Here is a 26328-nt window from a genome sequence, read left to right as displayed (position 1 = left end):
TTTGCTCGCCTGAATGAATTTTATATTCCATTATAGTGTGATTATTATGAATTAAAAATTCTTGAGGTACAAAAATGAATCTTGGCTCACTTGTTTCTGAAACGCGTAACCCGCAAACCATGGATCTGGATGCGCTCTCCACCCTGGAGCTGGTTAACCGCTTTAATCAACAGGATACGCTGGTCGCGCAGGCTGTGAAAGAGACATTACCTGAGGTGGCGAAAGCTGTCGATGCGGCGGCGGAAGCCCTCAAGGCTGGCGGCCGTATTATTTACATGGGCGCGGGCACCAGCGGGCGTCTTGGGGTGCTGGATGCGTCAGAATGTCCGCCAACCTTTGGGGTCCCGCATGGTCTGGTGGTCGGGCTGATTGCCGGTGGACCCGGTGCGCTGCTGAAAGCCGTTGAAGGGGCGGAAGATAATAAACAGCTGGGTGAGGATGACCTGAAGGCGCTGAATCTGACCGCGAAGGATCTGGTGGTCGGGCTGGCGGCATCCGGGCGCACGCCGTACGTCATTGGTGGCCTGGAATACGCCAACCAGACCGGCTGCACAACGGTGGCCATCTCCTGTAATCCGGGCTCCCCGATTGCGCAGGTGGCCGCTATCGCTATCTCTCCGGTTGTCGGGCCGGAAGCGCTCACCGGCTCCACGCGCCTGAAATCCGGGACCGCGCAAAAGCTGGTGCTCAATATGATCTCCACCGGCGCGATGGTGAAGTTTGGCAAGGTTTATCAGAACCTGATGGTGGATATGCAGGCCACCAACGTCAAGCTGGTGGACAGAGCTTGCCGCATGGTGATGGAGGCGACTGGCGCAGACCGGGAAGAGGCAGAAGCGGTACTCAAGCAGACCGATCACGATGTGAAACCGGCCATTTTGATGATCTTAAGCGGGCTGGATGCGGCGACCGCGAGAGCCAAACTCGCTGCGCATAACGGCTTCTTACGGGCGGCATTAGAAAACTAACAGAGGCGTCTATGGACAAAACAGCAGCGCTCGCCAGCGATATCCTGCAGGGAATTGGTGGGGAAAAAAATATTCAGCGTCTCGAAAACTGCATGACGCGCGTGCGCGTCGAGGTGCATAACGACGACCAGCTTGATGTGCAGCGCCTGAAGCAACTGTCCGGCGTCAGCGGCTACGTGAAGCAGGGGCAGCAGCATCAGCTGATCGTCGGGCCGGGAAAAGCGGCGCAGGTTGTCGAAGCCATGCGCGCGTTGATGGGCGTTAGCGCGAGCGCGTCGATGGACGATGCGGAGCGCACCAAAGCGCAGGCAAAGGCCAAATACAAAGCCCCCATGAGCGATGCGCTGCGTCAGCTGGCAAACGTCTTTATTCCGCTGATCCCTGCGTTTATTGCCTCAGGTCTGATCACCGGGAGCATCAACATCCTCAAGCGGCCGGATATTGTGGGGGATTTCGCCACGCAGTATCCGAACCTGCTGGGGATTCTGGGGATCTTCGGCAGCGCTGTTTTCGCCATCATGAACATTCTGGTTGGGGTGAATACCGCGAAGGTGTTTGGCGGATCGCTGGCGATGGGCGGGGTAATGGCGGGCATCTTGTCCAGCCCGCAGCTGGCGCAGATAACGCTGTTTGGCGAGGCGCTCCAGCCCGGGCGCGGCGGGGTGATCGCCGTGCTGCTGGTGGTCATCCTGATGAGCTGGATCGAGAAAAGGCTGCGCGCGATCCTGCCTGGCTCGATCGAGCTGATCCTCAACCCGCTGCTGACCACGTTAATTACCGGTAGCGTAGCGATTGTGGCCCTCCAGCCGCTAGGCGGGTGGATCTCTGAAGCCATCGCTCACGGTGCGTCTCTGGCTATTGACCGAGGCGGGCTGCTGGTGGGCGCTGTGCTTTCCGGTACCTTCCTGCCGCTGGTGCTGACCGGCCTGCACCAGGGGCTGGTGCCGATCCACGTCGAGCTGGTGCAGTCGCACGGCTATAACGCGCTGCTGCCTATCCTGTCGATGGCGGGCGTGGGGCAGGTCGGCGCGGCGATTGCCGTACTGATGAAAACCCGCAACGCGCGTCTGAAAAAAATGATTAAAGGCGCACTCCCGGTCGGACTGCTCGGCATCGGTGAGCCGCTGATTTTCGGCGTTACGCTGCCGCTGGGTAAACCGTTCCTCGCCGCCTGTCTGGGCGGCGCGGTGGGCGGGGCGCTCATTAGCTACTGGAAAGTCGCTACCGTTATCACCTTTGGGCTTTCCGGTTTACCGCTGGCATTAACCATCGTGACCGGAAAAGTGATGCTCTATCTGTTAGGCTATTTAGTAGCGGTGATCGCCGGGTTCCTGTTTACCTGGCTGTTAGGTTTCAACGACCCAGAGGAGTAAGGTTTGGCAAATCACGGGCGTCGCGTTGTCTTTTTCGACCTGGATGGAACGCTGCATCAGCAGGATATGTTTGGTACGTTTATGCGTTACCTGCTGCGGCGTCAGCCTTTGAATGCGCTGCTCGTGCTACCGCTCTTACCGGTTATCGGTATCGCGCTGCTGGTGAAAGGCCGGGCGGCGCGATGGCCGATGAGCCTGCTGCTGTGGGGATGTACCTTTGGGCACAGTGAAGCGCGGCTCAAGCAGCTCGAAAAGGATTTTGCGCACTGGTTCCGCGGCCACGTCGCCGCCTTTCCGGTGGTGCAGGCGCGCCTCACCAGCTACCTCGACGCGAACGATGCCGACATCTGGCTGATTACCGGCTCCCCGCAGACGCTGGTGGAGCAGGTCTATTTCGATACTCCCTGGCTTCCGCGCGTGAACCTTATCGCCACGCAAATTGCCCGCGGCTACGGCGGCTGGGTGCTGACCCTGCGCTGCCTGGGGCATGAAAAAGTGGTCCAGCTTGAGAAACGCATCGGTACGCCGCTGCGCCTGTACAGCGGCTACAGCGACAGCAAGCAGGACAACCCGCTGCTCTATTTTTGCCAGCACCGCTGGCGCGTCACGCCATCAGGTGAACTCCAGCAACTCGAATAGTTTTATCCATAACGGGCGTGTATAATGCCGCCCGCTTTTCGACTGGAGTATCAGCCTTTGTCCAACCCTGAATACAATCATGAATACTGGATGCGCCATGCGCTGACGCTGGCTCAACGCGCCTGGGAAGAGGGCGAAGTGCCCGTGGGCGCGGTGCTGGTTCATAACAACCAGGTGATTGGCGAAGGGTGGAACCGTCCTATTGGACGCCACGATCCTACTGCGCATGCCGAAATCATGGCGCTTCGCCAGGGTGGTCTGGTGCTGCAAAACTATCGCCTGCTTGATACCACGCTGTATGTGACGCTGGAGCCGTGCGTGATGTGTTCCGGCGCGATGGTGCACGGCCGGATCGGGACTCTGGTCTTCGGTGCGCGGGATGAAAAAACCGGTGCGGCCGGTTCGCTGATGGACGTGCTGGGTCACCCGGGGATGAACCACCAGGTGAAGACTATCGGTGGGGTACTTGCACCAGAGTGTTCGGGGCTATTAAGCGATTTCTTTCGAATGCGCCGTCAGCAGAAAAAGCAGCAAAAGGCAGAATTGAAGCTGTCGGACGATTAAGCTCGTCCGGCGCTACGACCGGGTAACTTTGAGCCAGCTGTTTGGCCTCCGTCGCCTCTTTCTCTTTCTCCAGCAGATACCCGACCAGGCTAATCTGATATTTACGGATATTTTCCACGTAGGCGTAGGCTTCATGTCCGCGCGCGTAGCCGTACGTCAGCTTGTTATACCATGGCTTCTGGCTCAGCAGCGGCAGCCGCTGTTTTACGTCTGACCAGCTGTCCGGGTTGCCTTTCGTTTTGACCGTCAGCGCTCGCGCATCCAGCATATGCGCATAGCCCATATTGTAGGCCGCCAGCGCAAACCAGATCCGCTCCTCTTCCGGCACCGTTTCCGGTACTTTGGCCATCATATCCTGCAGATAGCGCGCACCGCCGCTGATGCTTTGTTCGGCATCGGTACGGTCATTGACGCCCAGGCTCAGCGCAGTATTTTTGGTTAACATCATCAAACCACGTACGCCAGTCGGAGACGTGGCCTGGGTATCCCAGTGGGATTCCTGATACGAAATAGCCGCCAGCAGCTTCCAGTCAATCTCCTGGGCGTATTTTTCGAACAGCGGCTGCAGATCTGGCAGGACGCTGTCTACCGCGCGCAGGAAGCTGCGGGTGTCAACGTAGTCAAAGTCGTCACCGTGACCGAGGTACTTCTCCTCCAGACGCGCCAGGGTACCGTCTTCATTGATGGTGTTGAAGAAATCAAGCATCGCGGCAGAAAAGGTCTGATCGTCATCAAGCTGGCTAAACCAGGTCACGGGCTGCTCGTCGGTGACGTCCAGCGCCACGGCGATTTCAGGATGAACGCGCTGGAACAGGCTGATCGCGACCGAATCGGCGATGGTGTAGGGCACTTTCTGGTCTTTTACCTGCTCCAGCAGCTCCGTAGTGCCGAGTTTCGGATCCACCGTCCAGCTCAGGTCGGGATATTTCTTCTCCTTGAGCTCCCGCAGATCGTCAATCACCACGTGGCCGGGCGCAATCGTCAGTTGCCGATCGTTAATTGAGGCCAGCGAGCGCGGGCGCAGGCTCCCGACGCGGTAAACCAGCTGCTGCGAAACGGAGTAGTAGGTCGGGCCCGGCTGGTAGTTCTTGCTGCGCTCGCTGTTATACACCAGCCCGGCGGCAAGCATATCGGCATCGTCGTTATCGAGGTCGTCAAACAGCTGGTTGATATTCTGGCGGACGGTGATTTTGAGCTTCACGCCAAGATAATCGGCGAACTGTTGTGCCAGCTCGTAATCCAGGCCAATGATTTTGCCGTTGATGTCGCTGTAAATCAGCGGAGAGTTGAGGGTACTGACGCGCAATTCCCCCCGCTCCTGAATGGCGGCGATACGGTTTTCGGCTTTGCCGAACCAGGGGATGGAAGGCCAGAGGGCCACTGCCAGCAGCAACGTTACAATGCCGATGAGCAGATAATTAATCTTTAATTTTTTCAATTAGTTAATTCTCTGCGACGCCGGTTGCCTCAGTCTGCTGTAGCCATGTTAATCATAAGGTTTGCCATTGAATGAGCGGCATTTTGCGTAAACTTGCGCCACTTGGCAACCAATTAGAGAGACAGGTCACATCTATTGTTAAATCTCTGTGCAAATTTTATTTCGACGCAAACGGTTTCGTCGGCGCTCAGGATTCTCTATAATGACGCCCGTTTTCCCCCCTTGCGCACACTGTAAGCGCCCCGGCGCTTCGAAGACGAGAGACTTATGATGGAAATTCTGCGTGGTTCGCCTGCACTGTCTGCCTTCCGTATCACTAAACTGCTGGCACGTTTTCAGGCGGCCGACCTTCCGGTAAGTAATATTTACGCTGAGTATGTCCATTTTGCTGACCTGAATGCCCCCCTCAATGCAGAGGAGCGCGTACAGCTGGAACGCCTGCTCAAGTATGGTCCAAGCCTGAGCAGCCATACGCCAATCGGCAAACTGATCCTTGCGACGCCTCGTCCGGGCACCATCTCCCCCTGGTCTTCCAAAGCCACCGACATCGCCCACAACTGTGGCCTGAGCCAGATTAACCGTCTGGAACGCGGCGTGGCGTACTACGTGGAAGCCTCAACCCTGAGCGACGCGCAGTGGCAGGCGGTTGCGGCTGAACTGCACGATCGCATGATGGAGAGCGTATTTGCCTCTCTCGATGACGCGCAGAAGCTTTTCTCTCACCATCAGCCTGCGCCGGTACAGAGCGTAGACCTGCTGGGGCAGGGCCGTCAGGCGCTAATTGACGCCAACCTGCGTCTCGGCCTGGCGCTGGCAGAAGACGAAATCGACTACCTGCAGGATGCGTTTGTTAAGCTCAACCGTAACCCGAACGATATCGAACTCTACATGTTCGCGCAGGCTAACTCTGAGCACTGCCGCCACAAGATTTTCAACGCCGACTGGATTATTGACGGCGAACAGCAGCCGAAGTCGCTGTTCAAAATGATCAAAAACACCATGGAGCAAACCCCTGACCACGTGCTGTCTGCCTATAAAGACAACGCCGCGGTAATGGAAGGTTCCGAGGTGGGCCGCTTCTTCGCCGATCGCGAAGCAGGGCGCTATGACTTCCATCAGGAGCCCGCGCATATTCTGATGAAAGTGGAAACCCACAACCACCCGACGGCGATCTCCCCGTGGCCGGGTGCGGCGACCGGCTCCGGCGGTGAAATCCGTGACGAAGGGGCGACCGGTCGTGGTGCAAAACCAAAAGCGGGTCTGGTCGGTTTCTCCGTCTCCAACCTGCGTATTCCGGGCTTTGAACAGCCGTGGGAAGAAGATTTCGGCAAGCCGGAGCGCATTGTAACCGCTCTGGATATCATGACCGAAGGCCCGCTGGGCGGCGCGGCGTTTAACAACGAATTTGGTCGTCCGGCGCTGAACGGTTACTTCCGTACCTATGAAGAGAAAGTGGACAGCCACAACGGCGAAGAGCTGCGCGGCTACCACAAGCCGATCATGCTGGCGGGCGGGATCGGCAATATCCGTGCCGATCACGTGCAGAAAGGCGAGATCGTCGTCGGCGCGAAGCTGATCGTGCTCGGCGGCCCGGCGATGAACATCGGTCTGGGCGGCGGAGCGGCCTCTTCTATGGCCTCCGGCCAGTCTGACGCGGATCTCGACTTCGCCTCCGTGCAGCGTGACAACCCAGAAATGGAGCGCCGCTGCCAGGAAGTGATCGACCGCTGCTGGCAGCTGGGCGATGCCAACCCGATCCTCTTCATCCACGACGTGGGCGCGGGCGGTCTGTCCAACGCCATGCCGGAGCTGGTGAGCGACGGTGGTCGCGGTGGCCGTTTCAACCTGCGCGATATCCTGAGCGATGAGCCGGGCATGAGCCCGCTGGAAATCTGGTGTAACGAATCCCAGGAGCGCTACGTGCTGGCGGTTGCTGCGGATCAGCTGCCGCTGTTTGACGAGCTGTGCCGCCGCGAGCGTGCGCCGTATGCCGTCATCGGTGAAGCGACCGAAGAGCAGCACCTTTCCTTAAGTGACACCCACTTTGACAACCAGCCGATCGATCTGCCGCTCGACGTTCTGCTCGGTAAAACGCCGAAGATGACCCGCGATGTAACAACCCGTAAAGCGGCGGGCAAAGCGCTGGATCGCCAGGGCACCACTGTGGCAGAAGCGGTCAACCGCGTTCTGCACCTGCCTGCTGTGGCAGAGAAAACCTTCCTGGTGACCATCGGCGACCGCACCGTGACCGGTATGGTATCTCGTGACCAGATGGTTGGCCCGTGGCAGATCCCGGTCGCTAACTGCGCCGTGACCACCGCGAGCCTCGACAGCTACTACGGCGAAGCGATGTCCCTGGGCGAACGCACCCCGGTGGCGCTGCTGGACTTCGCTGCCTCTGCCCGTCTGGCGGTCGGTGAAGCGCTGACCAACATCGCCGCGACGCAGATTGGCGATATCAAACGTATCAAGCTTTCCGCAAACTGGATGGCCGCTGCCGGTCACCCGGGCGAAGATGCTGGCCTGTATGAAGCCGTGAAAGCGGTGGGCGAGGAGCTGTGTCCTGCTCTCGGCCTGACCATTCCGGTGGGCAAAGACTCCATGTCGATGAAAACCCGCTGGCAGGAAGGCAGCGAGCAGCGCGAGATGACCTCTCCGCTGTCGCTGGTGATCACCGCGTTTGCCCGCGTGGAAGACGTGCGTCATACCGTTACGCCGCAGCTTGCGACCGAAGACAACGCCCTGCTGCTGATTGACCTGGGTAAAGGCCACAACGCGCTGGGTGCCACCGCGCTGGCGCAGGTTTACCGTCAGCTGGGTGATAAGCCAGCCGACGTGCGCGACGTTGCCCAGTTGAAAGGCTTCTACGACGCGATTCAGGCGCTGGTAGCGCAGCGTAAGCTGCTGGCCTACCACGACCGTTCCGACGGGGGCCTGCTGGTGACGCTGGCAGAGATGGCCTTCACCGGCCATTGCGGTGTGGAAGCGAACATTGCAACGCTTGGTGAAGACCGTCTGGCGGCGCTGTTCAACGAAGAGCTGGGCGCCGTGATTCAGGTACGTGCGGCGGATCGCGACGCGGTTGAAGCGATTCTGGCGCAGCACGGTCTGGTAGACTGCGTGCACTATCTGGGTAAAGCCGTTCAGGGCGACCGCTTCGTCATTGAAGCAGACGGTCACGCCGTGTTCAGCGAAAGCCGCACCACGCTGCGCATGTGGTGGGCGGAAACCACCTGGCAGATGCAGCGCCTGCGTGATAACCCGGAATGTGCTGACCAGGAACACAACGCCAAGGCTAACGACAACGATCCAGGCCTGAACGTGAAGCTCTCCTTCGACATCAACGAAGACATTGCCGCGCCTTACATTGCGACCGGCGCGCGTCCTAAAGTGGCGGTGCTGCGCGAGCAGGGCGTTAACTCCCACGTTGAGATGGCGGCTGCCTTCCACCGTGCGGGCTTTGACGCTATCGACGTCCACATGAGCGACCTGCTGGCGGGCCGTACCGGTCTGGAAGATTTCCAGGCGCTGGTGGCGTGCGGCGGCTTCTCCTATGGCGACGTGCTGGGCGCGGGCGAAGGCTGGGCGAAGTCCATCCTGTTCAACAGCCGCGTGCGTGACGAGTTCGAAACCTTCTTCCACCGTCCGCAGACTCTGGCGCTGGGCGTGTGTAACGGCTGTCAGATGATGTCTAACCTGCGCGAACTGATCCCGGGCAGCGAAGCCTGGCCGCGCTTTGTGCGTAACCAGTCTGACCGCTTCGAAGCGCGCTTCAGCCTGGTGGAAGTGACCCAAAGCCCGTCTCTGCTGCTGCAGGGGATGGTCGGTTCACAGATGCCAATTGCCGTTTCCCACGGTGAAGGTCAGGTAGAAGTGCGTGATGCTGCGCATCTGGCTCAGCTGGAGAGCAAAGGGCTGGTGGCGCTGCGCTTTGTCGATAACTTCGGCAAGGTGACAGAAACCTATCCGGCTAACCCGAACGGCTCAGCCAACGGTATTACGGCGGTGACCAGCGAAAGCGGTCGCGCGACCATCATGATGCCGCACCCGGAACGCGTGTTCCGTACCGTGAGCAACTCCTGGCACCCGGAAAACTGGGGCGAGGACAGCCCGTGGATGCGTATCTTCCGCAACGCGCGTAAGCAGCTGGGTTAAGTTTCAGGCAGTACCTGTAGGCCCGGTAAGCGCGAGCGCTACCGGGCTTTTTTATGCGTGTCGCAAAATTGCGACAAAGAAGGGTTGCGACTGTCTCTAAATGGAGACACTTAACTCATTGATTTATATATGGCAGTAAAGGTTCCCGTTAAGGTGTTGCTTAATGGCGACACTTAGCCTGGAAATCATTCAACCGATAATTAACAGGTTAAACGAGTAAAGATCATATATTTCAATGTGTTAATATTTTGTTTTGTATTCTGGCACGGGCGTTGCATAATATTAACCAGTGGCTCATTCACCTTCTTATGTCAGCCCCTTCGGGACGCGCTACATAAACTTCGAATGACGCACAAAAAGGTGCCTGCCGTCCAACTACTGATCATAGCGATGCTTTATCAGGCCAGGGCGAAACGTCGAGTTAGGCACCGCCTCATTCCATGACAAAGCCGGGTTTTTACCCGGCTTTGTTGTATCTGAAGGGCAGACTCAGTTACGCTCTGCGTAAACCCCCATTAAGAGAGTAATGCGTTGAAACGCTGGCCCGTTTTCCCCCGCTCCCTGCGGCAGCTCGTCATGATGGCCTTCCTGCTGATCCTGCTGCCGCTGCTGATCCTTGCCTGGCAGGCGTGGCAAAGTCTGAACGCGCTGAGCGCGCAGGCGGCTTTGACCAACCGCACGACGCTCATCGACGCCAGACGCAGTGAAGCGATGACCAACGCCGCGCTGGAGATGGAGCGTAGCTATCGTCAGTATTGCGTGCTTGACGATCGGACGCTGGAAAAGGTTTATCAGAGTCAGCGTAAACGCTACAGCGAAATGCTGGACGCTCACGCGGGGGTTTTGCCTGACGACAAGCTCTATCAGGCGTTACGTCAGGATTTGAACGATCTGGCGCAGCTGCAGTGCAGCAACAGCGGCCCGGATGCCGCCGCCGCCGCGCGTCTTGAAGCTTTTGCCAGCGCCAACACCGAGATGGTGCAGTCAACGCGCACGGTAATTTTCTCTCGCGGCCAGCAGCTCCAGCAGGAGATTGCCGAGCGCGGCCAGTTCTTCGGCTGGCAGGCGCTGGTGCTGTTCCTGGTGAGTCTTGGGCTGGTGCTGCTCTTTACCCGCATGATCATCGGCCCGGTGAAGGGCATTCAGCGTATGATCAACCGTCTGGGGGAGGGGAAATCGCTCGGGGATACGGTCGCTTTTAAAGGTCCGCGCGAGCTGCGATCCGTCGGCCAGCGCATTATCTGGCTGTCCGAGCGCCTGGCGTGGCTCGAATCTCAGCGTCATCAGTTTCTGCGCCATATCTCTCATGAGCTTAAAACGCCGCTGGCCAGCATGCGTGAAGGAACGGAGCTGCTGGCGGACAAAGTGGCCGGGCCCCTTACGCCAGAACAGAAAGAAATTGTCGAGATCCTGGATAACAGCAGTCGCAATCTGCAAAAGCTGATTGAGCAACTGCTGGACTACAACCGCAAGCTGGCTGACGGGGCGGTCGTACTGGAAAACGTTGAGATTGAGCCGCTGGTGGATATGGTGATCTCCGCCCATAGCTTGCCAGCAAGAGCTAAAATGATGCATACCGGTGTCGAGCTCAATGCACCTGCATGCCTGGCTGAACCCATGCTGCTGATGAGCGTTCTGGATAATCTTTACTCCAATGCGGTGCACTATGGTACTGAATCCGGTAACATTTATATCCGAAGTAATACGAATGGTTCACGGGTGTTTATTGACGTCGCAAACACCGGCACCCCGATCCCCGATGACGAAAAAACCATGATCTTCGAACCCTTTTTCCAGGGGAGTCATCAGCGGAAAGGCGCGGTTAAAGGAAGCGGACTGGGCTTGAGCATCGCCCGGGACTGCATACGACGCATGCAGGGTGAGTTAAACATTGCCGCGGACGAACGTTCAGATGTTTGCTTCCGTATCGAACTGCCCCTGAGCCGGAAAAATCAATAAAATGAATCTATGTCTGGTGAGTATGTCACACGTCTTTTTCCGCGCCGTACGCGCGGTGTTTTCCTGCAACACGCTTCGCCTGAGCCTGCCCTGTTTATTTCTGGCAGGATGTGTTTCCCATGCGCCACAAAGTGCCATTAGCGATAAACAAGAAGATAAATGGCCCGATAACCAGCTGGCAGATTTCCTCTCCACCCGCTGTGAAGACATCTGGAACCTGTCAGGACATGACGTTGAAAGCAACCCGCTGTTCTGGCTGCGTGGAATAGATTGCGCCCAGCGTCTGGCGCCGGTAGACGCCCGTTCGAAGGCGGCGATGCTGGATGACGACACCTGGCAGGACGCGTTCAAGCGTGGGATTTTACTCGCAGATGCGAAAATCACCCCCGTTGAACGCCGCGTCAATGTGACCCGACTGGACACGTTTGTGGTCAATCTTCCGGTACAGGTACGCCCGGTATACCAGCTCTGGCGAGATGGGCAGACATTACAGCTTCAGCTGTCTGAAGAGCGCTCCCGCTACAGCAAGCTGCAACAGTCAACCGACAGCGAGCTTGATACGCTGCGTCAACAGCAGCAACATTTACGCACGCAGCTGGATACCACGACGCGCAAGCTGGAAAATCTGACCGATATCGAAAGACAGCTCTCGTCGCGTAAATATCAGCCGGGGAGTTCATCCGCGGCACCGGATAGCGATACGCCGAAACAAGAGGATGTGAAGCATGACGAGCCGTAAACCTGCCCATCTGTTACTGGTGGATGACGATCCCGGGCTGTTAAAGCTGCTGGGCATGCGTCTGGTGAGTGAAGGCTACAGCGTCGTGACCGCTGAAAGCGGGCTGGAGGGGCTGAAGATCCTCAGTCGCGAGAAAATCGATCTGGTAATAAGCGACCTGCGGATGGACGAAATGGATGGCCTACAGCTGTTTGCGGAGATCCAGAAGCAGCAGCCGGGTATGCCCGTGATTATCCTGACGGCGCACGGGTCGATCCCGGATGCGGTTGCCGCGACCCAGCAGGGGGTATTCAGCTTCCTGACCAAGCCGGTAGACAAAGACGCGCTCTATAAGGCCATCGACAGCGCGCTGGAACACGCCGCCCCGGCGGGGGATGAAGCGTGGCGGGAGTCTATCGTCACCCGCAGCCCCATTATGCTGCGTCTGCTTGAACAGGCTCGGATGGTGGCGCAGTCTGACGTCAGCGTGCTCATCAACGGCCAGAGCGGAACCGGGAAAGAGATCCTGGCGCAGGCGATCCATAACGCCAGCCCGCGCAGTAAAAACGCCTTTATCGCCATTAACTGCGGCGCGCTTCCGGAACAGCTGCTCGAATCTGAACTGTTTGGTCATGCCCGCGGCGCATTCACCGGCGCGGTGAGCAGCCGGGAAGGGCTGTTCCAGGCCGCAGAAGGTGGCACGCTGTTCCTGGACGAAATTGGCGATATGCCCGCACCGCTGCAGGTCAAACTGCTGCGCGTGCTGCAGGAGCGAAAAGTTCGCCCGCTGGGCAGCAACCGCGATATTGATATTAATGTGCGAATTATTTCCGCCACCCACCGCGATCTGCCAAAAGTGATGGCCCGCAACGAGTTTCGCGAAGATCTCTACTACCGTCTGAACGTGGTGAACCTGAAGATCCCGGCGCTGGCGGAACGTGCGGAAGACATTCCGCTGCTGGCGAACCACCTTTTGCGCCAGGCGGCCGATCGCCATAAACCGTTCGTGCGCGCGTTTTCCACCGATGCGATGAAGCGGCTGATGGCCGCAGGCTGGCCGGGTAACGTGCGTCAGTTGGTGAACGTGATTGAGCAGTGCGTGGCGCTGACCTCCTCACCGGTGATCAGCGACGCGCTGGTAGAGCAGGCGCTGGAAGGGGAAAACACGGCCCTGCCGACGTTTGCCGAAGCGCGGAATCAGTTTGAGCTTAACTATCTGCGCAAGCTATTGCAGATCACCAAAGGCAACGTGACCCACGCGGCGCGCATGGCCGGACGCAACCGCACCGAGTTCTACAAGCTGCTGTCGCGCCACGAGCTGGAAGCAAACGATTTTAAAGAGTAATGCCGTATGGTACTGTGAGCAATCGATTACGAGGCAGCTTACAGGCAAGAGTTTAAGGACCCACCATGAAAAAGATTGATGCGATTATTAAACCTTTCAAACTGGATGATGTGCGTGAAGCGCTGGCGGAAGTCGGCATCACCGGGATGACCGTGACGGAAGTGAAAGGTTTTGGTCGTCAGAAGGGCCACACCGAGCTTTACCGTGGCGCAGAGTACATGGTCGACTTTCTGCCGAAAGTAAAAATTGAAATCGTGGTCAGCGACGATATCGTCGATACCTGCGTGGATACCATTATCCGCACCGCGCAGACGGGCAAAATCGGCGACGGTAAAATCTTCGTCTTTGACGTGGCACGCGTGATCCGTATCCGTACCGGCGAAGAAGACGACGCCGCGATTTAACTATGCCAACGGTTTTGTTGGTCGGGTAAGGTGCAGCCGTCACCCGGCGAAAAAAAGCCCCTCGAACGAGGGGCTTTTTCATTACAGCACTTTATGTGGCCCGAAACATTCGTAATGAATGTTGTCTTTATTCACACCCAGCTCGACCAACTGCTGCGCGGCATACTGCATAAACGCCACCGGCCCACAGACGTAGAACTGCATGTCCGGCGCGCTAAACGCCCCTTCCATCTGGCTTAAATTCATCAGACCTTCGCTGTCAAACCGTGCGGCTGCGCGGTCTGCATCCGTCGGCAGGCGATACCAGGTGCGCGCGGTGAAGCGCGGCAGGGACGCCCCGAGCGTTTTCACTTCATCCGCAAAGGCGTGTACGTCACCGTTTTCCGCAGCGTGGAACCAGTTGACCTGCGCACCGTGGTTTGCTTTCGCCAGCGTATCGAGCATCGCCAGCATTGGCGTTTGGCCGACGCCCGCAGAGATCAGCGTAACCGGGGTATTCGCTTCAACGGCCATAAAGAAATCGCCCGCCGGCGCGGCCAGATGGACCACGTCGCCCACGTTAGCTTCGTTGTGTAGCCAGTTGGATACCTGACCGCCGTCCTCACGCTTAACGGCAATACGGTAGCCTTTGCCGTTTGGCTTGCGGGTAAGAGAATACTGGCGGATTTCCTGATGCGGGAAGCCTTCAGGCTTCAGCCACACTGCCAGATACTGTCCCGGTTGATATTCGGCCACGGGTTGACCGTCCACCGGCTCAAATTCAACGCTGGTAATTAATGCGCTGCGCGGGGTTTTCTCGACGATGCGGAACGCCCGCGTGCCTTCCCAGCCACCGTTCTTGCTGGCGTTTTCGCTGTAGATCTGTGCTTCACGGTTGATAAACACGTTTGCCAGCACGCCGTAGGCTTTACCCCACGCATCCAGCACCTCCTGGCCCGGGCTGAACATCTCGTCCAGCGTCGCCAGCAGGTGGCCACCCACAATGTTGTACTGCTCGGGTTGGATCTGGAAGCTGGTGTGTTTCTGCGCGATTTTTTCCACCGCGGGCAGCAGCGCGGCCAGGTTTTCAATATTGCTGGCGTAGGCCGCGATGGCGTTGAAAAGCGCTTCGCGCTGATCGCCGTTACGCTGGTTGCTCATGTTGAAAATCTCTTTGAGCTCCGGGTTGTGCGTGAACATGCGATCGTAGAAATGGGCGGTGAGTTTAGGTCCGGTTTCCACCAGCAGGGGAATAGTGGCTTTAACGGTAGCGATGGTTTTAGCGTCGAGCATGAGCGCATCCTTCTGATGTGATTTTAATGATGTATTTTAAATGCATCTTATAAAAAATACCCCTGCGTTGTAAATGGTTCTTTGCAAGATGAAAAATATGCATCACAAACCTGAAAAGAAATCCGCTGGAAATGGCGAGAGCTTTATTCCTCAAACCCTTGCGTGGCGCGTAGGAAAACGTTTGCGTAAAATCGTTTGTCAAGACCTGTTATCACAGAACTAATCAGTTATACTGTTGCCCGTCGTCCAACAGGACTGCCTTTTCAGGCCAAAATTTACTTGTTAGCTGAGTCAGGAGATGCGGATGTTAAAGCGTGAAATGAACATTGCCGATTATGATGCCGAACTGTGGCAGGCTATGGAGCAGGAAAAAGTACGTCAGGAAGAGCACATCGAACTGATCGCCTCCGAAAACTACACCAGCCCGCGCGTCATGCAGGCGCAGGGTTCTCAGCTGACTAACAAATATGCTGAAGGTTACCCGGGCAAACGCTATTACGGCGGTTGCGAGTACGTTGATATCGTTGAGCAGCTGGCTATCGACCGTGCGAAAGAACTCTTTGGCGCTGACTACGCGAACGTGCAGCCGCACTCTGGCTCTCAGGCTAACTTCGCGGTCTACACCGCGCTGCTGCATCCGGGCGATACCGTTCTGGGTATGAACCTGGCGCAGGGCGGCCACCTGACTCACGGCTCCCCGGTTAACTTCTCCGGCAAACTGTACAACATCATCCCTTACGGTATTGATGAGTCCGGCAAAATTGACTACGAAGACATGGCGAAGCAGGCTAAAGAGCACAAACCGAAGATGATCATCGGTGGCTTCTCTGCTTACTCCGGTATCGTTGACTGGGCAAAAATGCGTGAAATCGCGGACAGCATCGGTGCTTACCTGTTCGTCGACATGGCGCACGTTGCGGGCCTGATTGCCGCTGGCGTTTACCCGAACCCGGTTCCACACGCTCACGTTGTGACCACCACCACCCACAAAACCCTGGCGGGTCCACGCGGTGGCCTGATCCTGGCGAAAGGCGGTGACGAAGAGCTGTACAAAAAACTGAACTCCGCCGTATTCCCAAGCGCGCAGGGCGGCCCGCTGATGCACGTTATCGCGGCAAAAGCGGTAGCACTGAAAGAAGCGATGGAGCCTGAGTTCAAGGTTTATCAGCAGCAGGTTGCTAAGAACGCCAAAGCAATGGTGGAAGTATTCCTGAACCGTGGCTACAAAGTGGTATCTGGCGGTACTGAAAACCACCTGTTCCTGCTGGATCTGGTTGATAAGAACCTGACCGGTAAAGAAGCTGACGCTGCCCTGGGCCGCGCCAACATCACCGTGAACAAAAACAGCGTGCCAAACGATCCGAAGAGCCCGTTCGTGACCTCCGGTATCCGTATCGGTTCTCCGGCCGTGACTCGCCGCGGCTTTAAAGAAGCGGAAGTGAAAGAGCTGGCTGGCTGGATGTGTGACGTTCTGGACAACATCAATGACGACGCGGTAATCGAGCGCGTCAAAGGTAAAGTTCTGGATATCTGCGCACGCTTCCCGGTATACGCATAATTCCTCTGCTTTGCAGAAATAAAAAAGGCCGCGCATGCGGCCTTTTTTTATGGCTTAACGCCGGTCGAGGGAAATAGCTCCCGGTCCGACAATCGCCAGCAAAATAAAGGCACCAGCAATACTGATATTCTTGTAGAAGTTAATCATATTCGGCACGACCGCATCACCGGTCATATCCCAGTAGTGGTGTCCAATCACCGCGGTTCCGAGGGTATAGAATACAAACAGTACCGCGAGAGGACGGGTGAAAAAGCCCAGGACGATCAGAATAGCGGCAGGCACTTCCATCACCACCGCAATAATGGCCGCCAGCATGGGCATCGGCGTACCCAGCGAGGTCATATATTGTACGGTGCCGCTAAACCCCGTCAGTTTTGGATAGCCAAAGATAATAAACAGCACGACAAGCGCGATGCGGCCAATCAGCAGCAGCAGGTGACGTGACTGACCGAAATCGAAATAACGTAGTGAGTTCATGGCAGAAAAACCTCTGCAAGTGGAGTAATTTAAACGTAATACATATTTTCATTCCCTGCCATAAGCCAGGCGACTGCACAAGATGTTAATTTTTCGTTAATTTATAGCAGGCTATCGACTTGCTTAATTTTTATATTCTCGCCAGACTATGGCCTCCATTTCGGGAGGGATTCATGGTCTTGCATTCCACGCGCTGGCTGGCGCTCAGTTATTTCACCTATTTCTTTAGCTACGGTATTTTTCTGCCTTTCTGGAGCGTCTGGCTCAAGGGTATCGGCCTGACTCCCGAGACCATCGGTGTCCTGCTGGGGGCCGGGCTGGTGGCGCGTTTCCTCGGCAGCCTGCTGATTGCTCCGCGCGTTAGCGATCCCTCCTTACTGATCAAGGCGGTACGCATTCTTGCTCTGCTGACGCTGGTCTTTGTTGCCTGCTTCTGGGTCAGCCACCAGTTTGCCTGGCTGATGGTGGTGATGGTCGGCTTTAACCTGTTTTTCTCACCGCTGGTACCGCTGACGGATGCCCTGGCGAACACCTGGCAAAAGCAGATCACCATGGACTATGGGCGCGTGCGCCTGTGGGGTTCTATTGCCTTTGTGATTGGCTCCGCGCTGGTGGGTAAACTGGTCAGCCTTTACGATTACCGCGCCATTCTCGCCCTGCTGAGTATTGGTATTGCCTCAATGCTGCTGGGCATGCTGCTGCGGCCATCGATAATGCCGCAAGGGGAAAGCCGCCATCAGGAGAGCGCCGGCTGGCCCGCCTGGCGGAGCCTGGTAGCACAAAGCTGGCGTTTTCTGGCGTGTGTCTGTCTGCTTCAGGGGGCGCATGCGGCGTACTATGGGTTCAGCGCCATCTACTGGCAGGGGGCGGGATACTCAGCTTCCGCAGTGGGCTATCTGTGGTCGCTGGGCGTGGTTGCGGAAGTGATCATCTTTGCGCTCAGTAAAAAGCTGTTCCGCCGCTTCGGCGCGCGCGATCTGCTGCTGCTTTCCGCCGTCTGCGGCGTGGCGCGCTGGGGCATTATGGGCTGGACGACCGATCTGCCGTGGCTGATAGTGGCGCAAATTCTTCACTGCGGCACCTTTACCGTGTGTCATCTGGCGGCGATGCGCTATATCGCTGCGCGCGAGGGTGGGGACGTTATTCGCCTGCAGGCCGTCTATTCGGCGGTTGCAATGGGGGGCAGTATCGCGATCATGACGGTCTTTGCGGGGTTCCTCTACCAGCATCTGGGGCATGGCGTCTTCTGGGTGATGGCGCTGGTCGCCTTACCCGCAATCGTTGTTCGCCCTAAAGTGGCCGCTCGCGCGTCGTTATGATTCCAGCATGGCGCGAATATGTTCTTGCTGCTGCGCGTTCAATGTCTCAACGGCATGAATCAGCGGCGGCGAGAACAGCGGCAGGACTGTAGGGTAGGGGGTAATAACCAGCGCGGCCTCGCGCGGTGCCCCCTCTTTCTGGAAAGCCAGCAGCGTCAGATAGCGAATATTGAGCGGCAGCAGCGTCAGCTCGCGAAGCTGCTGTTCAATCAGATCCTCGCTGGCTTTATCGTCCCCCGTCAGCAGGATCACCTGTTTTTCGTGCAGGTCGGTCTCCTGCATCAGCCAGGCACCGAAAATCACCGCGACAAGGCTCATCTCTTCATCAGAAAAACGCAGCCCGAACTCCGCCTCCAGCTCAAACAGCGCTTCCTTCGTGGTGCGTAATAGCCGGGGATAGAGACGATGGATCTCCTCCGGCAGGCTAGTGTCGATGCCAATCTCAAACAGCGAGCGGTCCAGCGCCTGAGCAAGATGGATATACAGCTGATCGGTCAGCCCTTGCTCGTCGCTGAAGTTCATCCCGGTCTGCGAGCGAAAACGGGCGACCATGCGAACGATGGCGCGGCGCAAGCGCTGATCCTGCTGGTGTTTATCGAGCACCGGATCGGGCGTGCGGAGCATCATAAACAGCAGCGCCAGAAACAGCTGTTCATCCCCGTGCGCACCCTGCGGCACGCGCCGTTTCCAGTGACGCACAATCTCCTGGGCCGTAAAATACTCCCCTCTCGACTGGGTCCAACTGCGCTGAACGTGAGAAAACTGCGGCGTATTCCCGAGCTGGTGCTGAATAAGACAGTATTGTAAATAGAGCTGTAAAAACTGGACGTCGCGGCATTCAAACTGGCGCTGCAGCTTGCGTGAGCAGAAGCCGATCAGCGCCCGCAGGTTCGCATCGTCGTAAAGCGGCCGCGCAATGCCGTGTTGTTTAAGCGCGGTTTTTAAAGCGGGGGTAAACTGGTGCGAGACAAATTGCGGGCAAAGCCGCAGCGCCCGACGCAGCCAGTGCAGCAGGCATAAACGCTGATTCAGGGCTGTGCCTTCGATCCGGTAGCTTCCGTCGTGGTGCGTGACGATGTCCAGCCGGTGATAGCGCTGGATTTCATCGCGCGTCTCGGCTATATCTTGCCGTGCCATCGCGTCGTCAACCCCGTTGGCAGCAATTATGCTCTGTGCGGTGACGGCAGCATCGGGCAGGTAAAGCATCAAAAGCACCTGGCAGCGGCGCTGCGAACTGGAAAGCACAGATGGAATTTCAAGCGTCGTCATCATCTGTCGGGTATCCAGTGTGAATGTTTGATAAGAATAGCTAAAGGATGAGCGCTGAAAAGCGCGCCGGCAGGCCTTTCACTCAGGATTGCTGGGGAACATCACAGAATTTTTGACGTGAGGAATTGATGCAAACAGTTAAACAAAGTGCGATGGCGTTATTTTTGACGACTATCAGCTTCACCGCCAGCGCACACCCTCACAGTTTTATTGACCTCCAGACCGAGCTGGTCACCGACGGCACGCAGCTGAGCGGCCTGAAGATGCGCTGGACGATGGATGAAATCACCTCGGCCGATCTGCTCTACGATGCGGGAAACGCGAAGCCTGGCGACGAAATCTGGAAAAAGCTGGCGGCGGAAGTGATGGCCAACGTGCTCGGCCAGCACTATTTCACGGAATTCTGGCACAACGGGCAAAAGGTCAAATTTCTGAACCGGCCAACGGAATACGGTATGACGCGTGACGGGCATCAGGCGGTGCTGACGTTCGTGCTTCCTCTGGCGCATCCGCAGCCGCTGGCGGGGCAAACGTACCGCTTTTCCACCTTTGATCCTACCTACTATGTCGACATGCGCTATGACAAAGACAGCGACGTACGGCTGCCGGATGCTCTGCAAAAAAGCTGCAAAATTGGCGTGCACACCCCGAAACCCAGCGAAGAGACGCTGAATTTTGCCGTTTCTCTCGATAAAGAGGATGCGCCACCAGAGGACATGGAATTGGGTAAGCAGTTCGCGCAGGAGGTGACGTTACAATGTCAGTGATCTCCTCTCCGGTTCGGAAACCGCGCCGCTGGCTTCACCTCTGGCCGCTGGCGATCTTTTTGCTGTTCGCCGTTTGCGGTTCGCTGTGGCTGTGGCAGGCCTGGCCGCAGGTGATGATGAAAAGCATTGTCTGGCAGCGTGAGGTCAACCAGCGGATGAGCGGTCTGCTGAAGGCGGTGGCGGAGAACCCGAGCAAAGCGGGTGGGTCCCTGCTGGCGTTCAGCTTTATCTATGGTGTTCTGCACGCGCTGGGGCCGGGGCACGGCAAAATCGTGATAACGACCTGGCTCGCCACACATCCGTCGAAGCTGAAATCGAGTATCGGCCTGACGCTAGCCTCCTCGCTGCTTCAGGGCAGCGTGGCGATTGCGCTCGTCGTGGTCGTCCTTTCGCTGTTACAGCTTCCCGCACGCCAGCTGCACTTGAGCAGCTTCTGGCTGGAGAAGGGGAGCTACGCGCTGGTTGGCGTGCTGGGGCTGATCCTCTGCTGGCGGGCCCTGAAAAAGCTGCGCGTGCTGCTGCAAAAACCGAAATTCAAAACCTTTACGCCGCACCACGTTCATGATGAAAGCTGCGGCTGCGGACATCAGCATTTGCCCACGCAGGAACAGTTGCAGAACGGTGACGACTGGCGCGCGCGGCTGATGATTGTTCTCTCGATGGGCATGCGCCCGTGTTCGGGGGCAATCATGGTGCTGCTGTTCAGTAAGGTGATAGGCGTGTTTGGCTGGGGAATGCTCTCGGCGCTGGCGATGGCGGCAGGAACGTCTCTCACCATTTCGTCGTTAGCGCTGCTGGTACACAGCTTCCGTCAGCTGGCGGTCAAACTCAGCGGCAATAAAACGCCGGTATTGTGGCGACAGGTCGGGTGGACAACGCTCGCGCTGGCGGGCGGGGTGATTCTGCTGGTGGCGGCGGTGACGATGTGGATGAGCGCGGTGCCGGTGGGTAGGGGGTTGCGGCCTTTCTAGCGTACTGAGGGATTTTGTAGGCCCGGTAAGCGTAGCGCCACCGGGCTTAACAAACTGGATTAACGCTTCAGCGCATCGCTCAGTTCATCACGCATGTTTGCCAGCATGGCTTTAACAACGCGTGGGTTACCCGCAACGATGTTGCCGGTAGACATATAGTTATGGCCGCCGGTGAAATCACACACGATGGCACCTGCTTCACGTGCGATCAGCTCGCCCGCAGCAAAGTCCCAAGGCTTCAGTGACAGCTCGAAGTAACCGTCAACGCGGCCGGTCGCAACGTAGGCCAGATCCAGCGCAGCAGAACCGGTGCGGCGGAAGTCCGCGCATTCGGTGAACAGTTTGCCCAGAATATTCATATAGGTGGTCGCGTGCTGTTTCGCCTTGAACGGGAAACCGGTCGCCAGGATGGTGCCGTCAAGATCGCGTGCGTTGCTGCAGCGCAGACGGTAGCCGTTCAGCTGTGCGCCCTGACCGCGGGTAGCGGTGAACAGTTCGTTACGCATTGGATCGTAAACAACGGCGACTTCAGTACGGCCTTTAATGCGTACTGCGATAGACACAGAGAAGTGTGGCAGGCGTTTAACGAAGTTGGTGGTGCCATCCAGTGGATCGATAACCCATTGAACATCCTGATCGGTACCTTCATGTTCACCGCTTTCTTCGGTGATGATGGTGTGCTGTGGGTAAGATTTGCGGATCGTTTCGATAATAATCGCTTCTGCGGCTTTATCGACGTTAGTCACGAAATCATTGCTGCCTTTCTGGCTGGTTTCTACGGAGTCTGGCGTTTCGTAGTGTTTGGCAATTACATTACCCGCCTTGCGCGCTGCGCGCACGGCGATGGTCAGCATCGGATGCATCGGTCTCTCTCACTGGATGTTAAAGAACAGGAAAATCGGCGCAGAGTATAGCAGTGGGATCGGATTATGTCTCCCGTTTATGATAATATGCCCGAATATTCTTCAGACGCTGAATTCAGACATTAAAAATTATGCTGCAAAACATTCGAATCGTGCTGGTTGAAACATCGCACACCGGCAACATGGGCTCCGTTGCCCGCGCTATGAAAACCATGGGCTTAACAAACCTGTGGCTGGTTAACCCGCTGGTGAAACCCGACTCGCAGGCCATCGCCCTGGCCGCCGGTGCCAGCGACGTGATCGGCAACGCCCAGATCGTCGACACCCTTGACGAAGCGCTGGCCGGCTGCAGCCTCGTTGTCGGCACGAGCGCGCGTTCACGCACGCTGCCGTGGCCGATGCTGGATCCGCGCGAATGCGGCCTGAAAAGCGTCTCAGAAGCGGAGCAGGCCCCGGTTGCGCTGGTGTTTGGCCGCGAGCGCGTTGGCCTGACCAACGACGAGCTGCAGAAGTGTCACTACCACGTCGCCATCGCGGCGAACCCGGAATACAGCTCGCTGAACCTGGCGATGGCGGTGCAGGTTATCGCCTATGAAGTGCGTATGGCGTGGCTGGCGACGCAGGAGAAACAGGTCGAACCGAAAGAAGAGACGGCCTATCCGCTGGTGGACGACCTTGAGCGCTTCTACGGTCACCTGGAGCAGACGCTGCTCTCAACCGGCTTTATCCGTGAAGGCCACCCGGGCCAGGTAATGAACAAGCTGCGCCGTATGTTTACCCGCGCGCGCCCGGAAAGCCAGGAGCTGAACATCCTGCGCGGAATTCTGGCGTCGATTGAGCAGAAGAATAAGGAATAGTGTCGTCCGTTCGCCGGGTGGCGCTTCGCTTACCCGGCCTACAAAACCGTAGGTCGGGTAAGCGAAGCGCCACCCGACAAAAAACGGCACGGAAGGTTAAATACCTGACTAAAACAGTCAAGTAAATAGTTGACCATTTTAGTCAGGAATGTCAGACTTGGCCCTGCTATGCAATACCCCATTTTACTATAAAAAACCCCGGGCAGGGGCGAGTTTGAGGTTAAGTAAGACATGAGACTGACATCTAAAGGGCGTTATGCCGTGACCGCGATGCTGGACGTTGCGCTCAACTCCGAAGCGGGCCCGGTTCCGTTGGCTGATATTTCTGAACGACAAGGGATCTCCCTCTCTTATCTGGAACAGCTGTTCTCCAGACTGCGTAAAAATGGACTGGTTTCCAGCGTTCGTGGCCCAGGCGGCGGTTATCTGCTGGGTAAAGACGCGGGCAGTATTGCAGTTGGTGAAGTGATTAGCGCAGTTGACGAATCCGTTGACGCGACCCGTTGCCAGGGTAAAGGCGGCTGCCAGGGCGGCGACAAATGCCTGACCCACGCGCTGTGGCGCGATCTTAGCGACCGTCTCACCGGCTTCCTGAACAACATCACCCTGGGTGAACTGGTCAATAACCAGGAAGTTCTGGATGTCTCTGGTCGTCAGCACGGTCAGGATTCTCAACGCAGCACCCGCGCGCAGGACGCTATCGACGTCAAACTGCGCGCGTAATAAAACGATAAAGATTTCAGAATCAGGCCGGGGCGGTCACGCCCCGTGTACTCGGTCGTACATCCAGCCGGTTGCCTGATTCCTTGCATTGAAGCGATGTACGGAGTTTAAAGAGCAATGAAATTACCGATTTATCTCGATTACTCCGCAACCACGCCGGTGGACCCGCGTGTTGCCGAGAAAATGATGCAGTGTCTGACCCTGGACGGAAACTTTGGTAACCCAGCTTCCCGTTCACACCGTTTTGGCTGGCATGCTGAAGAGGCGGTTGATATCGCCCGTAATCAGATTGCTGACCTGGTGGGTGCCGACCCGCGTGAGATTGTTTTCACCTCCGGTGCGACCGAATCCGACAACCTGGCGATCAAAGGTGCAGCCAACTTTTATCAGAAAAAAGGCAAGCACATCATCACCAGCAAAACCGAACACAAAGCCGTGCTGGATACCTGCCGCCAGCTGGAGCGTGAAGGGTACGAAGTCACCTATCTCGCCCCACAGAGCAACGGTATTATTGACCTCAAAGAGCTCGAAGCGGCCATGCGTGATGACACCATTCTGGTTTCCATTATGCACGTCAACAACGAAATCGGCGTGGTACAGGACATCGCGACCATCGGTGAAATGTGCCGCGCGCGCGGTATCATCTACCACGTGGACGCGACCCAGAGCGTGGGCAAACTGCCTATCGACCTGAGCCAGCTGAAAGTGGACCTGATGTCCTTCTCCGGCCACAAAATCTATGGCCCGAAAGGGATCGGCGCGCTGTACGTTCGTCGTAAGCCACGTATCCGCATCGAAGCACAGATGCACGGCGGCGGTCACGAGCGCGGCATGCGTTCCGGTACACTGCCTGTTCACCAGATCGTGGGCATGGGCGAAGCGTACCGCATTGCAAAAGAAGAGATGGAAACCGAGATGGCGCGCCTGCGCACGCTGCGTAACCGTCTGTGGGACGGCGTGAAAGATATGGAAGAAGTATATCTGAACGGCGATCTCGAGCAGGGCGCACCCAACATCCTCAACGTCAGCTTCAACTATGTTGAAGGCGAATCGCTGATCATGGCGCTGAAAGACCTGGCCGTTTCTTCCGGTTCTGCCTGTACGTCTGCAAGCCTTGAGCCATCCTACGTGCTGCGCGCGCTGGGTATGACCGACGAGCTGGCACACAGCTCTATCCGTTTCTCTTTAGGTCGTTTCACTACCGAAGAAGAGATTGACTACACCATCAAGCTGGTTCGTAACTCCATCGGCCGTCTACGCGACCTTTCTCCACTGTGGGAAATGTTCAAGCAGGGCGTGGATCTGAACAGCATTGAATGGTCACATCACTAATCGGTACATAAGGAGAATTCAATCATGGCATACAGCGAAAAAGTCATCGATCATTACGAGAACCCGCGCAACGTTGGCTCTTTTGACAACAGCGACGAATCTGTCGGTAGCGGCATGGTTGGCGCACCGGCGTGTGGCGACGTGATGAAGTTGCAGATTAAAGTCAACAATGAAGGTATCATTGAAGACGCGCGCTTCAAGACCTACGGCTGCGGTTCTGCTATCGCGTCCAGCTCCTTGGTTACCGAATGGGTGAAGGGCAAGTCTCTGGACGAAGCACAGGCAATCAAGAACACGGATATTGCTGAAGAACTCGAACTGCCACCGGTGAAAATTCACTGTTCAATTCTGGCAGAAGACGCGATCAAAGCCGCCATTGCGGATTACAAAAGCAAACGTGAAGCAAAATAATTGAGGTTTGAGTATGTCGATTACCCTTAGCGACAGCGCTGCCGCGCGAGTAAGCTCTTTTCTGGCGAACCGTGGTAAAGGCTTTGGCCTGCGACTGGGCGTACGTACCTCCGGCTGTTCTGGTATGGCTTACGTACTGGAGTTTGTTGACGAGCCGGCGTCTGACGACACCGTGTTTGAAGACAAGGGCGTGAAGGTGGTGGTCGATGGCAAAAGCCTGCAATTCCTCAACGGCACTCAGCTGGACTTCGTTAAAGAAGGCCTGAACGAAGGGTTCAAATTCACGAACCCGAACGTCAAAGACGAGTGTGGTTGCGGCGAAAGCTTCCACGTTTAACCGCGCGTCATCCGAAACCCCACCGTGGCGTACCCGCTACGCGTGGGGTTTGTTCTAACAGGCTACCCCTGAGATTGTTATGGATTACTTCACTCTCTTCGGACTACCCGCTCAATACCCGATTGATCTGCAGGCGCTGACGATCCGCTTTCAGGATCTGCAGCGTCAGTATCACCCGGATAAATTCGCCAGTGGTACTCAGTCAGAGCAACTGGCTGCGGTTTCCCAATCTGCGACCATCAACCAGGCCTGGCAGACGCTACGCCATCCGCTGAGCCGTGCCGAGTACCTGCTTTCACTGCACGGTTTCGACCTGGCGAGCGAACAGCATACCGTGCGCGACACCGCGTTTCTGATGGAACAGCTGGAGCTTCGCGAAGAGCTGGATGAGATTGAACAGGCCAAAGACGAAGCGCGTCTGGAAAGCTTCATCACGCGCGTGAAGGGCATGTTCGATACCCGCCATCAGCAGATGGTGGAGCAACTGAACAACGAGACCTGGGACGTGGCGGCAGATACTGTGCGCAAACTCCGTTTTCTCGATAAACTGCGAAGCAGTGCTGAACAACTCGAAGAAAAGCTGCTCGATTTTTAATTTCGGAAGCAATT

Annotated in this window: 24 protein-coding genes; 19 read left to right on the top strand and 5 right to left on the bottom strand. The window is 56.9% G+C overall.

Annotation, left to right across the window (positions count from 1 at the left end; translation table 11 throughout):
* Nucleotides 1-74 precede the first annotated feature (74 nt).
* Genes murQ through tadA form a run of 4 tightly spaced genes read left to right on the top strand, consistent with a single transcriptional unit; the run spans nt 75 to nt 3544 of the window.
* Nucleotides 75-968 (top strand): N-acetylmuramic acid 6-phosphate etherase, encoded by an 894-nt coding sequence (murQ, locus tag V1566_RS20075; RefSeq protein WP_395304440.1) that lies wholly within the window; start codon nt 75-77, stop codon nt 966-968.
* A gap of 11 nt (nt 969-979) precedes the next feature.
* Entirely contained in the window at nt 980-2341 is a 1362-nt protein-coding gene (locus tag V1566_RS20070; RefSeq protein ID WP_395304439.1) for a PTS transporter subunit EIIC, read from the top strand.
* Between the two features lie 3 nt (nt 2342-2344).
* On the top strand, nt 2345-2980 hold the full coding sequence (gene yfhb / locus V1566_RS20065) for a phosphatidylglycerophosphatase C (RefSeq protein WP_121425131.1): 636 nt from the start codon (nt 2345-2347) through the stop codon (nt 2978-2980).
* 24 nt (nt 2981-3004) lie between these two features.
* Nucleotides 3005-3544: a tRNA adenosine(34) deaminase TadA gene (tadA, locus tag V1566_RS20060; RefSeq protein WP_395304438.1), complete on the top strand. Its 540-nt coding sequence runs from the start codon at nt 3005-3007 to the stop codon at nt 3542-3544.
* On the opposite strand, the gene mltF is transcribed toward tadA, so the two are convergent.
* Nucleotides 3432-4982, bottom strand: coding sequence for a membrane-bound lytic murein transglycosylase MltF (gene mltF, locus V1566_RS20055; protein WP_395304437.1), 1551 nt, complete (start codon nt 4980-4982; stop codon nt 3432-3434). The two genes, tadA and mltF, sit on opposite strands and share 113 nt — an antisense overlap.
* Before the next feature lie 267 nt (nt 4983-5249).
* On the opposite strand from mltF, the gene purL reads away from it, so the two are divergent.
* The 5 genes from purL to glnB all read left to right on the top strand — a co-directional run bounded on the left by purL (nt 5250) and on the right by glnB (nt 13563).
* Nucleotides 5250-9137, top strand: coding sequence for a phosphoribosylformylglycinamidine synthase (gene purL, locus V1566_RS20050; protein WP_395304436.1), 3888 nt, complete (start codon nt 5250-5252; stop codon nt 9135-9137).
* Nucleotides 9138-9668: 531 nt separating this feature from the next.
* On the top strand, nt 9669-11096 hold the full coding sequence (gene qseE, locus V1566_RS20045) for a two component system sensor histidine kinase QseE/GlrK (RefSeq protein WP_395304435.1): 1428 nt from the start codon (nt 9669-9671) through the stop codon (nt 11094-11096).
* Nucleotide 11097: 1 nt separating this feature from the next.
* Nucleotides 11098-11835 carry a two-component system QseEF-associated lipoprotein QseG gene (gene qseG / locus V1566_RS20040; protein ID WP_159514703.1) on the top strand — a complete coding sequence of 246 codons (738 nt, stop codon included), beginning with the start codon at nt 11098-11100 and terminating at the stop codon, nt 11833-11835.
* Nucleotides 11822-13159: a two-component system response regulator GlrR gene (gene glrR / locus V1566_RS20035; protein WP_023308835.1), complete on the top strand. Its 1338-nt coding sequence runs from the start codon at nt 11822-11824 to the stop codon at nt 13157-13159. Before qseG ends, glrR begins: the two co-directional genes overlap by 14 nt.
* 65 nt (nt 13160-13224) lie before the next feature.
* Nucleotides 13225-13563 carry a nitrogen regulatory protein P-II gene (glnB, locus tag V1566_RS20030; protein ID WP_003860685.1) on the top strand — a complete coding sequence of 113 codons (339 nt, stop codon included), beginning with the start codon at nt 13225-13227 and terminating at the stop codon, nt 13561-13563.
* A gap of 81 nt (nt 13564-13644) precedes the next feature.
* Here the strand turns inward: glnB and hmpA are convergent, their stop codons facing one another.
* On the bottom strand, nt 13645-14835 hold the full coding sequence (gene hmpA, locus V1566_RS20025) for an NO-inducible flavohemoprotein (RefSeq protein ID WP_395304434.1): 1191 nt from the start codon (nt 14833-14835) through the stop codon (nt 13645-13647).
* Nucleotides 14836-15139: 304 nt separating this feature from the next.
* Between hmpA and glyA the strand changes: the two genes are divergently transcribed.
* Nucleotides 15140-16393 (top strand): serine hydroxymethyltransferase, encoded by a 1254-nt coding sequence (gene glyA / locus V1566_RS20020; RefSeq protein WP_395304433.1) that lies wholly within the window; start codon nt 15140-15142, stop codon nt 16391-16393.
* A gap of 54 nt (nt 16394-16447) precedes the next feature.
* On the opposite strand, the gene V1566_RS20015 is transcribed toward glyA, so the two are convergent.
* Nucleotides 16448-16870 (bottom strand): DoxX family protein, encoded by a 423-nt coding sequence (locus V1566_RS20015; protein ID WP_023333046.1) that lies wholly within the window; start codon nt 16868-16870, stop codon nt 16448-16450.
* A 173-nt stretch (nt 16871-17043) separates the two neighbouring features.
* On the opposite strand from V1566_RS20015, the gene V1566_RS20010 reads away from it, so the two are divergent.
* On the top strand, nt 17044-18189 hold the full coding sequence (locus V1566_RS20010) for a 3-phenylpropionate MFS transporter (RefSeq protein ID WP_121425138.1): 1146 nt from the start codon (nt 17044-17046) through the stop codon (nt 18187-18189).
* On the opposite strand, the gene csiE is transcribed toward V1566_RS20010, so the two are convergent.
* Nucleotides 18184-19461 carry a stationary phase inducible protein CsiE gene (csiE, locus tag V1566_RS20005; protein WP_395304432.1) on the bottom strand — a complete coding sequence of 426 codons (1278 nt, stop codon included), beginning with the start codon at nt 19459-19461 and terminating at the stop codon, nt 18184-18186. The genes V1566_RS20010 and csiE overlap by 6 nt on opposite strands.
* Before the next feature lie 125 nt (nt 19462-19586).
* Here csiE and V1566_RS20000 point away from each other — a divergent pair, with 125 nt between their 5' ends.
* Together V1566_RS20000 and V1566_RS19995 are read left to right on the top strand one after the other, a co-directional pair.
* The gene (locus V1566_RS20000; protein WP_395304431.1) at nt 19587-20225 is read left to right on the top strand and encodes a DUF1007 family protein; all 639 of its coding nucleotides are present in this window, start codon (nt 19587-19589) and stop codon (nt 20223-20225) included.
* Nucleotides 20216-21196: a nickel/cobalt transporter gene (locus V1566_RS19995; protein WP_395304430.1), complete on the top strand. Its 981-nt coding sequence runs from the start codon at nt 20216-20218 to the stop codon at nt 21194-21196. Before V1566_RS20000 ends, V1566_RS19995 begins: the two co-directional genes overlap by 10 nt.
* A 59-nt stretch (nt 21197-21255) precedes the next feature.
* On the opposite strand, the gene suhB is transcribed toward V1566_RS19995, so the two are convergent.
* The gene (gene suhB, locus V1566_RS19990) at nt 21256-22059 is read right to left on the bottom strand and encodes an inositol-1-monophosphatase (protein WP_003860668.1); all 804 of its coding nucleotides are present in this window, start codon (nt 22057-22059) and stop codon (nt 21256-21258) included.
* A 131-nt stretch (nt 22060-22190) separates the two neighbouring features.
* Between suhB and trmJ the strand changes: the two genes are divergently transcribed.
* The 6 genes from trmJ to hscB all read left to right on the top strand — a co-directional run bounded on the left by trmJ (nt 22191) and on the right by hscB (nt 26314).
* Nucleotides 22191-22916, top strand: coding sequence for a tRNA (cytosine(32)/uridine(32)-2'-O)-methyltransferase TrmJ (trmJ, locus tag V1566_RS19985; RefSeq protein WP_033146224.1), 726 nt, complete (start codon nt 22191-22193; stop codon nt 22914-22916).
* Between the two features lie 231 nt (nt 22917-23147).
* Nucleotides 23148-23639, top strand: a complete 492-nt coding sequence (gene iscR / locus V1566_RS19980) for a Fe-S cluster assembly transcriptional regulator IscR (protein ID WP_023308826.1) — start codon at nt 23148-23150, stop codon at nt 23637-23639.
* Between the two features lie 117 nt (nt 23640-23756).
* Nucleotides 23757-24971, top strand: coding sequence for a cysteine desulfurase (gene iscS, locus V1566_RS19975; protein WP_008502157.1), 1215 nt, complete (start codon nt 23757-23759; stop codon nt 24969-24971).
* Nucleotides 24972-24995: 24 nt separating this feature from the next.
* Nucleotides 24996-25382: a Fe-S cluster assembly scaffold IscU gene (iscU, locus tag V1566_RS19970; protein WP_003860661.1), complete on the top strand. Its 387-nt coding sequence runs from the start codon at nt 24996-24998 to the stop codon at nt 25380-25382.
* Between the two features lie 13 nt (nt 25383-25395).
* Nucleotides 25396-25719 carry an iron-sulfur cluster assembly protein IscA gene (iscA, locus tag V1566_RS19965; RefSeq protein WP_003860659.1) on the top strand — a complete coding sequence of 108 codons (324 nt, stop codon included), beginning with the start codon at nt 25396-25398 and terminating at the stop codon, nt 25717-25719.
* A 79-nt stretch (nt 25720-25798) separates the two neighbouring features.
* The gene (gene hscB, locus V1566_RS19960; protein ID WP_010433997.1) at nt 25799-26314 is read left to right on the top strand and encodes a co-chaperone HscB; all 516 of its coding nucleotides are present in this window, start codon (nt 25799-25801) and stop codon (nt 26312-26314) included.
* The last annotated feature ends 14 nt before the right edge of the window (nt 26315-26328 follow it).

Source organism: Enterobacter sp. ECC-019 (genome assembly GCF_043974075.1).
GTDB classification, from domain to species: Bacteria; Pseudomonadota; Gammaproteobacteria; order Enterobacterales; family Enterobacteriaceae; genus Enterobacter; species Enterobacter asburiae_D.
The sequence above is the reverse complement of the archived record's forward strand: the minus strand, read 5'-3'. Positions and strand labels throughout refer to the sequence as shown.